The organism is Candidatus Sodalis sp. SoCistrobi (assembly GCF_900143145.1).
GTDB lineage: Bacteria > Pseudomonadota > Gammaproteobacteria > Enterobacterales > Enterobacteriaceae > SoCistrobi.
Map to the genome: position 1 here is coordinate 1 of NZ_FRDB01000121.1, position 9000 is coordinate 9000.

Genomic DNA, 9000 nt, shown 5'->3' on the forward strand with positions numbered 1-9000 from the left:
GTTGCGCAACTCGGAGGCTTTCTTGCTCGAAAAGGCGACGGTGAGCCAGGCGCAAAAACTATCTGGAAAGGCTTGCAGAAAGTCATGACGGCCGCCGAAACGCTACGCGCGCTCAGGCACGAACAGAATGTGTATAACGAGGTGACGTGTAGCCCGTCAGCGTTTCGACCTTTTCAAGGCCATGTTCTATTTTCTCAATATCGCTTTTTATCCGCCGGTCCGAGTTATTTTGCCAGTGCCCCTGTGCGGCGTAAGCGCTGCCATCGTCCTTAAAAACGAACCACTTCATATTACCGCCACCACGATTAATAATAAGGCGATGTTCATAATGGCTGCCCACCACATCAACACCGTAAAATTCCGTGCTCATGGGATTGCCTGGATAAGGGTAATAGCGGCATTCACCTGAACGTGTCTCGTTGCCGCTTTGCCCCCGACCATAAAAATGCAGAATATCCGTGAGATGGCCACCACCGGATAGGGAGACGGCTTTACCAAACGTCGCGCCGCTTGCCGTGAGATTACCACCCACTTCAAGGTCTTGTATCCAATGCAGGCGCTGGGTATTCCATTCACCGGTTTTGACATTGTCGGCGTACAACGCGACACTGCCTTTGCCATTGGCAATCAGCCCTGAATCGCTGTCGCCAATATTGACCGAATGGGTGATCTGCAGACTGCCGTTAACCGTGCCACCGGTACGTCTATCCAGCGCGTTTTGTGCCTGTTCAACGGTCTCTTTCAGCCCCAGATGGGCCACGAACGCCGCTTTGTCCGGGATATCCGCGCCGTTGTTTTTCCTGAGCAGACTGTGTTTTTCACTTGCTTGTTGGGCTTGCGCAATCAGCCCCTTGATAGCGTCGGCCAGCTGGTTGTTCTGCGCCGGATTGGGCTGCATCCCGGCGGCCGCCAGAATGTGCTTATGCTCGGTCTGGGTATCGATGACCGCACCCTGCATGGCGTTTAGCCACTGGGCGTAAAGCACGGTGCCCCTGACGTCGCCGGCCGGGTCGCCGTCATGAAACAGCCCGTCATCGCTGTCAATCGGCGCGATAATGTCCTTCATGGGCGCGTTTTCTCCCGGTAGTTAAACACCACCTGCGTGTGCGCGGGTTTCAGGTCTTTAAACAGGCCTTCAATCAGGTTCTGCCCGAAGGTCAGCAGCTTTTCCCCGGCCACCGAGCTGCCGGCGCGGAAGCGGTAGACCGGCACCTGCGCGTCATCGATATTGACTATCCATAGCCAGATAATCTCCGGCACCCAGATACGCTCGCCGGCCCGGCCAATGCCAGCGCGGAACGGCTCCGGCTCGTCAATGGTGACGCGGTAGCCCAGCGATTTGGCGAGCGTGATAAAGTATTTGCGGCTCAGGCCACCGGTGGCGTTAATCCTGGCCAGCACCTGCTGGCGACGCTGCTGTAGCGTCATGCCGCTGTCGGGGGAAATGCCCAACATCCGCTCCCAGTCCGCCAGCAGCCCCACGGCGAGGAAGGGGGTAATACCGTCGACCACTTCGCCTGCGCGGATTTCCAGCTGTGCCAGGCTCTGCCCTTCGGCCTGCAGTTCAGCCGTCAGGCGCTCACCGGTCAGTGCATAGCTTTTCGGTGGCAGCAGGGCACTGAGCAGCTGCGCATAGTCGCGGCCGTTCATGGCATCTTCTCCACGGTGATGGTGCCTGCGCGTATCCACTGCACGGTCTGTTTGTTCACCACCGGCACCACATTGGCACTGGGGGCAAGCAGCTGGTAGTCCACCACGCCGACCACCTCGGATATCAGCGCCCCCAGCTGGGTTCTGACCGCCACCTCGCCGGGGGCCAGGCGGTTAAAATAGTCACTGAGCGCGGTCGTAATCTGTTGACGCGCCGCCTCCAGCGTCAGATTGCTCAGACTGACCCGGGCCGTGATACCGGCTTTCACCACCTCGGGGGCCAGCACCAGGCAGTCTTTCGCGGTAACCGGGCGCATCTCGTCAATGTAGCTCTGCACCGCCTTGATAGTCTCCGGCGCCGGCAGGTCGTTATGGGTGACTATCACCACATCTACCGTGCCGTAGCCCCGGCGTAGCGGGTAGACATAGGCTTCGGTGACGCCGGGCAGGGACACTGCCCAGCGATGGTAATCATATTGATTGCCGCCCGCAGGTGAATGAATCAGCTGGTACAGCCCCTGCAGTGCGCTGGCAATGGCGTTTGCGCGCACCGCATAGTCACTGTCGGGGCCGGTATCGGCGTCCGGCAACTGATTGCGGATATCGCGCAAGAGCGTGTCGGCAATCTCGGTATGGGTAGGGGTGCTGTGCGCCATGTGGATATTCCGTTTAAATGACCTTTACCGGGTGGGTAAAGGTCTGCAAATTGCCGTTGGCGGCCTCGACATCGATATGCAGCCGCAGGTCGCCCTGTGCCGGACGGCTGACACTGACGTCAATGCGACGGGCGCGGTTATCGTCCAGCAGCGGTTGCAGTGCCTGCTCGGCATATTGCTGTGCCAGCCGCCGGGTGGTGGCCGAGTCCTTGGCCCGCGCCAGTTCATGCAGGCGTGACCCCAGTTGCGGGTCAGCCCAATACTGCCCGAGTGGCGTCATTAAGCGCAGGTAGACTGCGTTATGCAGGTCAGTGGTGCGGGTGCCGGTATAATCGCCGGTCAGGCTGTCAATCAGTGCGTCCATGGCGTCAGGGTAAGGCAGGCGACGGGATGGGAGGAGTGACGCGGGCGTAGGGGGTAACTGGTGCAGTGGTGTGCGTCGCGAGACGCGACGCTATCTTACCCGTTAACCGGGCCGTCGGACAGCCCGGACGGTGTCGGGTGCCGGTGTCCACTTTGCCGGACGCCGTTGATTTCCACCTCGGCACTGCGCAGGGTGCCGCCCTGGTGCTCGATATCCCCCGCAAAGCGCGCCACCGCACCGTCGCCGCCGTTAATCGTCATACCGCCGTGGCCGCTGATAGGCCCCTCGGCCGTCAGTGCCTGTGACGCTGACAGCATCGGCGTCTCAAAGCCGGCGCGCTCTTCGGCCTCAACCTGATAGCGTTTGCATTTAACCCGGTACTCGTCGCACTCCACCTCGATGATTCTCTCGCGCCGGATGACGATTTTCGCGCCTTCGTCACTGTAGAGCGCCACCTCGCCGTTTGCCAGCCCCTGCAGCCGGTAGGTACTGTGTTCGGTGGCAATCACGATACTGTGGCGAGTACGACCGCCCACCGGCAACACCACTGCCATGGTGCCGGCCGGCGGCACCGAGGTGAGACCGTAGTGCTGGAACAGCTCCACGTCCGGCGTACTCTCCCCGGCCAGCCCCGAGACCTGAACGGTCTGGACACCGCCGGTGGGCGTCACGCGGCTCAACACCGCGCGGTAGGCCAGACGCAGGCCGCTCAGGGCGCGGCGAATACGCTGGTCGATGTGTGCTATCAGGTCAGCCATCTATCTGCTCCCAACTTTGCCATAGGGCTTTCGCGCCCTTAACCTTGCTCAGACGCTTGCTGTTCGGCAGCGCATCCGGCAACCAGACGCCATCCTCGCGCAGCGTCAGCAGGGTCTGCAACGGCTGGCCGCGCCCGCCGCTAAAGCGTCGGTGCATCAGGTAAAAAATGCCGTCAAGGCCGTGCGGCTCGCTTTTTATCCGTACCCGCTGGCCCGGTGCCCACAGCAGTCCGGCGGCGGTACGCAGCCCGCGCACCACGGCGGTGATAAGCAGGCCGTTAAGCCTGGCGTCCGCCATCAGCTTGCGCGCGCGAAAATGCACCTCCTCATCGCTATCCGTATCGCCCACCACAACCACCAGGGGGCGGTAGAGTGGAACGCTTGTGTCTTTCACCTGACTGTGGCGGTCATGGCGGCCGTCGGCCTGTGCGCTGCCGTGCCCCTGGGCCAGCACCGTGACCTCGGAGTAGCGGCTGCTGATAGTGTCACTCACCGCCAGGCGCAGCAGGTTATTGCCCTGCCCGTCGCGCCGCAGTATCAGCGACTCCACCGGCGGGGTGCTGTAGTCCGGGCCACCCACCACCAGGGTACCGTCAGCGCTCACCCAGGGCCACAGCCAGCTGGCTTCCGCTGCCTTGCACAGCGCGCCCCAGGCGGTATCGCCGGGGTCAATGCTGACCTTTTTGGCGGCCAGCGGCGAGGTGGCCTGAAGTTGAATGCGGGTGACGCCCAGCGGCCGCACTATCTGGGTGACCACCTCCTGCAGACTCATGTCGCGGGCACTGAATAGCGGGGCCGAGCAGTCAACCAGCACCGCGGCCGCATCGCGGCCATAAACACTCAGCGTATGCTGCCCGCGCGCCACCTCGTGGCGCAGTTCATCCACCTGACCGGTCATGATAAGCGCGTCATCGGCGCGCAGTTCGGCCAGTGCGCCCACCCTGACCTCCGGCGGCAGACGGGCCTGACTCAGTCCGACGGTGAACGCCCAGCCCGCCGCCGGGGTCAGCAGGTCGGCGTCCACTTCAATGTCCAGCCAGTCATCATGGGCTACCCCGCCAATCTGCAGGGCGATGCGCTCGGTAGGGTTAACGGGCGAAGGCATACAGACGGTCTCCAGGTTGCAGCGCGTTAGGGTTGCGCAGGGTGGGATTTAATCGGGCCAGTTCGCGGCCGCGACCGGCGTCGCCGTACCATTCAAAGGCCAGCAGATGCAGGTTGCACGCCCGGGTGACCTGCCGCAAAACGCGCGGCGGACGGCGCACTATCAGGGTGCGGGCCTGGCTCTGCAGCTGGTAGGCCAGCTGCTGCAACGCAGTAATAAGCTGGCTGTCGTGGCGGGCGTCCGGTGTGACGTCACGGGTCTGGTGCGCCGTGCGCTGCCGGGTGTCCATCACGGTGCGCTGGGTCACGATGGCGGTGACGATTAACCCACGCACCTCCTCACACAGGCGTTCAATATCGCTGCCGGAAAGCGTCGGCGTCGCCGCTTCCGCCTGAAAGATATCCGCCGCCACGTCAACCCACTCCGCTATCGTCACCAGGCGCACGGTCTGGTTAATCAGCTCACGGTCGGCCTGCGGCATAATGCTGGCCCGGTTCAGGGTGGAGGCAAAAACGCCGTCCGGGTTAGGGGAAGCGTTCGCCGTCATCCGCCGGTCAGCAAACCCGGCCAGCCGTTCGCCCTGACTGCGCACCGCCAGCCAGTCTGACAGCCGCGTCACCTCGCTAAAATTCAACCGGTCACTGAAAGCCGATAACAGCCCTTTCAGGTCAGAGACAAACGCCGTGGGCATATCCAGGTAGTTCATCACGCCACCCACAGACGTCTGCACCTCGTCGACCAGTGCCTGCACCACATACTCCGCTGAGGCCACCAAATTACTGATGCGGGCGATGCCTTCATTGCCGCGCCGGATGGCTGCCAATGCGTCCGACAGCCCGGCGGTCACGCTGTCCAACAGGCCGCCGGTGCGCGGCGTGGTACTGACCGGCGCAAACAGGGCCTGTTCGGTGCTGGCCTCGACAAACACCAGCTCCACCGTCACCGCGTTAAGCGGCTCCACCTCGTGCTCGACGCCTGCCTCCAGCAGCTGCACGCGCGGCAGCGAGCCATACACCGGGTGGACCAGCTCACCAGGGCCGGGGGCTTTTAGCGCCGCCAGAAACGCCTTGAGGCGCGCCTGGTAGCCATTGCCCCAGAACAGCGCCGACAGGCGCAGGTTCAGTGCTTTCAGCCCGTGGTCTTCCACCTCGGCCCCGTCGCGCCAGGGGTATTCATACACCACTGTATCGCGGGCCAGCACCTCGCGGGTGTAGAGGCAATCGAAGGCGATCCCCCGAAATGACGCCGGCAGCAGCATATCGACACCCAGCTGCCCGGCCAGTTGATAAAGCGTATCCGCCATCAGTGTCGTCTCCCGTCACGCGCCAGCCGCGTCTCCACGGCAGTGGCAATCTCGCGCCCGTCCAGTGTGACGCTGACATTGACGGCGGGGGCCGCGGTGGTAGCCTGGGTCGCCATCGTCGATGTCGCCTCCCTGGGCGTGGCGTGACTTCCCGCCAGCCAGCGGCGTATCTCGTCCAGCACATCCAGCGCGCCGACAGACGGCATGGGCACCGGGCTGGGCGGCAGACCGCGTGACTGCGCCTCAGCCTCCTTATCCTTGCCGCGCTGCAGCTGTATGAGCGGGAAGTCCTCCGCCCCTTGCCAGGCCATCAAACCACTCCCCAGAAGGGGATACCCTTTAGCAGGCTCCCGGCTTTTGTCGCCGCGCCTTTCAGTACGCCCCCGGCGGCCGTGGTCAGCGAACCGCCGCCTTTGCCCAGCAGCAGGTCCGCGCCGGTCTTGACGGCCGCCGCCGCCCCCAGCGCGGTAATGGCCAGCGTCGCCTGGGTCGCCGCCGTGGTGAGACCCGGGAATTCCTGGGCCAGCCTGGCACCGCTCTCGGCCACGTCGCCCAGCACGCTGGACAGTGGCGCGACGGCGTCATTGGTGGCATAAATTTTTTCATTCTCCGCCTGCTGGAGTTGAAACTGGCTGCCTTTTCTGACCAGGCTAAAATCCAAATCGGCCGAACGCGCCCCTTCCGGCGTCTCAAACTGCTTGACCACCTCATCGGTCAGCTGCCGGAACATCGCCCGGCTGCGCTCATAGCCATAAAACGCATTGCGCGATTGCTGATTGGTCAGCAGGGTCGAGACATGGGCACCATGACGCCCTTCAATCGCCGCTTCCAGGTTAGCGCGCTTTTCCGGATCACGTGTGTTGGCGAGCTCCGCGCGCAGTTTTTTCGTTTGCGGATCGTGCCTGTCCGCCAGTTGTATCACCCGGTCCAGGGTATCGAGTGGCGTCAGGCCGGCTTTCGCATCCTGGGTCATCAGCGCCTGGATATCGACGCCCTTGCCCCGGATAAGCAGATTTTTCGCGTTGTTCTTCAGGTTGGTGGAGGACAGCTCGGCCAGTAAATCGTTGGCGTTGGTGGCCGCCTCACCCGGCTCACCGGCAACCGAGCCGGCGGCTTCAAACAGCGCCAGGGTCTGGGCATAGCCCCGCCGGCCATGGAAGCCGGCCGACTTGGCGGCCTCGAGGGCGCGCGGCACCGCCGAGGCCAGCAGCGGCACATCCACCAGACCGTGTTGCGCCGCCGTGGTGGCCCCGCTCAGGGCGATGCGGCTGTCGCGTTCGCTGAGGTTAAAATTGACCGCTGCATTTTGCAGCAGCGCCATCTCTTTGGGCTCCGCCCCGGTGGCCGTGGCATTTTTCATCACCTCCGGCAGATAGGAAAAGGCTTTTTCCTTCGGCAGGGAGCGCAGCATGATTTCCAGCGCTTCCATGGCCGGGCCGGGGGTGCCGCCGCCGGCGCGCGTGGCGGCGCGAATGTGCTGGTCAATGACCTTCAGGCCCGTCTCGCGCACACTCGCGTTATCATTGCGGTAGGCAAAATTGGCCAGCTTGCGCAGGTGCGCATCGTAGTCCATCTGGCGGGTAATGGGCTGGCGCAGGGTCATCGCCCCGGCAACCAGCCCGGAGCCGAGGGACAGCGTCCCCTTAAGCCAACTGCGCTGCTGACGTTCGGCCCCGGCCATTTCCTGGCGCAGCCGGGCAATACTTACCTGCATCTTGTCATAGGCGCGCACCTGCTCGCTGGCCGACAGGGTGCCGCTGCGCGCCAGGCGCTGATAGGCCGCCTGGGTACGCTGGATTTCCCGCTGCAGGTGACGCTCGCTTCGCAGCCCCAGGGTTTCCCGTGCCTGACTCAGGCGGCGAAATTCCGCCGACAGACGGCGAATGCCCGGCGTCGCGCCATCCTTGACGCCAAAGCGTAGCTGGGTATCAAATTCACGGGCCATGGGTTACGTCCGTTTGGCTGAGGGAGGGCGGCGGCGCAGGCTTTTGATGGTCCTGTTTTTCCGCCAGCCCTTAGGGTTTTCCAGACGCCCGATAGCGTCGAGCAGCCCGCCCAGGGCTACAGCGTCAAGGCGGCGGGCGCGGGCGGCGCTGATGCCGTACTGTCCGAGTCGGACAAGGGCGAAACGGTAGTCGCGCAGGCGGGCTTCAGCGCGCTGAGCTTTTTTTTTCGCCTCAAGCTGGGCGGCATGGAGCACGGCATAATCCTCCGGCACCAGGGTGTCGCACAAAAGCGTATAGGTGATCTCTTCTGGTGCCAGGGTGCCCAGTTGGGTCAGGCAGCGGGCCAGAATACCCACCGCCGTGCCGGATTCGGGAATACCGGCCTCGATAACGGCGATTTCATCGCCCACGGTGGCCAGACGAACCGTCACCTCACGGTGCAGTACGCCGTCGTGGTAAATGCCCACCGGCAGGGTGGTGCTATGGGTAAATGCCATGGGTTACTCCTCAACCTTGTTCAGTGCAAAGGCGCTAATGGTGATACGGGCCTCATTGTCAACGGTATACTGTTCGCCCACCTCGGTCACAAACACATCCTGATAGGTGATGCGCTTGCCGCCGGTGAGGGGGTATTGCGTCAGTTTTGCGCCCGAGATTTTTTCCCAGTGCAGGGTATTGTTGACCGGTACCACGGCGGTAATGGACAGCTCCCAGGTGGCAATCCCCTGGGTGTAGCCCTTGGCGCGCCCGGTGGAATTCATGGTCTTGACCAGCTGCTTGCCGGTGCTCTCGCGCGGACTAAACTCCGTCACCTCAACCTCGGTGCTGTTGACCTCCAGCACCACCGCGCCGGTGTATTCCAGTGCCATACAGGCCCCCTTTACAAAAGATAAATGGTGGCGGCAAACACATGCAGCCCGCGCACCACCGCCGCTGGGATACTGGCATCGGCGCGGCTGTCGTCCTGCTGACTGCGTGTGACCGTCAGCTGGTCCTTGTGCGCGTCCACATTTTCAACGATTTCCAGCTGCTCCAGGGCATAGAGCACATCGAGCAGCTCGGAGCGGATACGCTGCAGGCGGATATCATTATGAATCACCCCGGATAAATTAGAGTCTATACTTTAAAAGTGGAGGTCTCTATGACAACGACCAAACGTTACTCTCCGGAAGTCCGTGAACGGGCAGTTAATCTAGTGCTGGAAACTCAGCATGAGCA

Annotated in this window: 12 protein-coding genes and 1 pseudogene; 1 reads left to right on the forward strand and 12 read right to left on the reverse strand. The window is 62.7% G+C overall.

Going from position 1 to position 9000, the window contains the following annotated elements:
* Positions 1-99, forward strand: a pseudogene (locus tag CINSTRO3249_RS09430) (IS4 family transposase); the annotation flags it as partial.
* Between the two features lie 13 nt (positions 100-112).
* On the opposite strand, the gene CINSTRO3249_RS16595 reads toward CINSTRO3249_RS09430, so the two are convergent.
* From CINSTRO3249_RS16595 to CINSTRO3249_RS09490, 12 genes are all read right to left on the reverse strand, one after another.
* Positions 113-1066 (reverse strand): tail fiber domain-containing protein, encoded by a 954-nt coding sequence (locus CINSTRO3249_RS16595; protein ID WP_125933160.1) that lies wholly within the window; start codon positions 1064-1066, stop codon positions 113-115.
* On the reverse strand, positions 1063-1650 hold the full coding sequence (locus CINSTRO3249_RS09440; RefSeq protein ID WP_074013095.1) for a YmfQ family protein: 588 nt from the start codon (positions 1648-1650) through the stop codon (positions 1063-1065). The genes CINSTRO3249_RS16595 and CINSTRO3249_RS09440 overlap by 4 nt, the downstream gene beginning before the upstream one ends.
* On the reverse strand, positions 1647-2306 hold the full coding sequence (locus tag CINSTRO3249_RS09445; protein WP_074013096.1) for a baseplate J/gp47 family protein: 660 nt from the start codon (positions 2304-2306) through the stop codon (positions 1647-1649). The genes CINSTRO3249_RS09440 and CINSTRO3249_RS09445 overlap by 4 nt, the downstream gene beginning before the upstream one ends.
* Positions 2307-2319: 13 nt before the next feature.
* Positions 2320-2670, reverse strand: coding sequence for a phage GP46 family protein (locus tag CINSTRO3249_RS09450; RefSeq protein WP_074013097.1), 351 nt, complete (start codon positions 2668-2670; stop codon positions 2320-2322).
* 95 nt (positions 2671-2765) lie between these two features.
* The gene (locus tag CINSTRO3249_RS09455) at positions 2766-3428 is read right to left on the reverse strand and encodes a phage baseplate assembly protein V (RefSeq protein WP_074013098.1); all 663 of its coding nucleotides are present in this window, start codon (positions 3426-3428) and stop codon (positions 2766-2768) included.
* A complete protein-coding gene (locus CINSTRO3249_RS09460) occupies positions 3421-4533 on the reverse strand; it encodes a phage baseplate assembly protein (protein ID WP_074013099.1) in 1113 nt (370 codons plus the stop codon). The genes CINSTRO3249_RS09455 and CINSTRO3249_RS09460 overlap by 8 nt, the downstream gene beginning before the upstream one ends.
* Complete coding sequence (locus tag CINSTRO3249_RS09465; protein ID WP_074013100.1) at positions 4517-5836, reverse strand: DNA circularization protein; 1320 nt, start codon at positions 5834-5836, stop codon at positions 4517-4519. The genes CINSTRO3249_RS09460 and CINSTRO3249_RS09465 overlap by 17 nt, the downstream gene beginning before the upstream one ends.
* On the reverse strand, positions 5836-6042 hold the full coding sequence (locus tag CINSTRO3249_RS09470; protein ID WP_125933161.1) for a hypothetical protein: 207 nt from the start codon (positions 6040-6042) through the stop codon (positions 5836-5838). The genes CINSTRO3249_RS09465 and CINSTRO3249_RS09470 overlap by 1 nt, the downstream gene beginning before the upstream one ends.
* Before the next feature lie 104 nt (positions 6043-6146).
* Positions 6147-7781: a phage tail tape measure protein gene (locus CINSTRO3249_RS09475; RefSeq protein ID WP_074013102.1), complete on the reverse strand. Its 1635-nt coding sequence runs from the start codon at positions 7779-7781 to the stop codon at positions 6147-6149.
* Between the two features lie 3 nt (positions 7782-7784).
* Entirely contained in the window at positions 7785-8279 is a 495-nt protein-coding gene (locus CINSTRO3249_RS09480) for a hypothetical protein (protein WP_074013103.1), read from the reverse strand.
* Positions 8280-8282: 3 nt separating this feature from the next.
* Complete coding sequence (locus CINSTRO3249_RS09485; RefSeq protein ID WP_074013104.1) at positions 8283-8651, reverse strand: phage tail protein; 369 nt, start codon at positions 8649-8651, stop codon at positions 8283-8285.
* 11 nt (positions 8652-8662) lie between these two features.
* Positions 8663-8881 (reverse strand): phage tail sheath C-terminal domain-containing protein, encoded by a 219-nt coding sequence (locus CINSTRO3249_RS09490; protein WP_254304338.1) that lies wholly within the window; start codon positions 8879-8881, stop codon positions 8663-8665.
* Between the last annotated feature and the right edge of the window lie 119 nt (positions 8882-9000).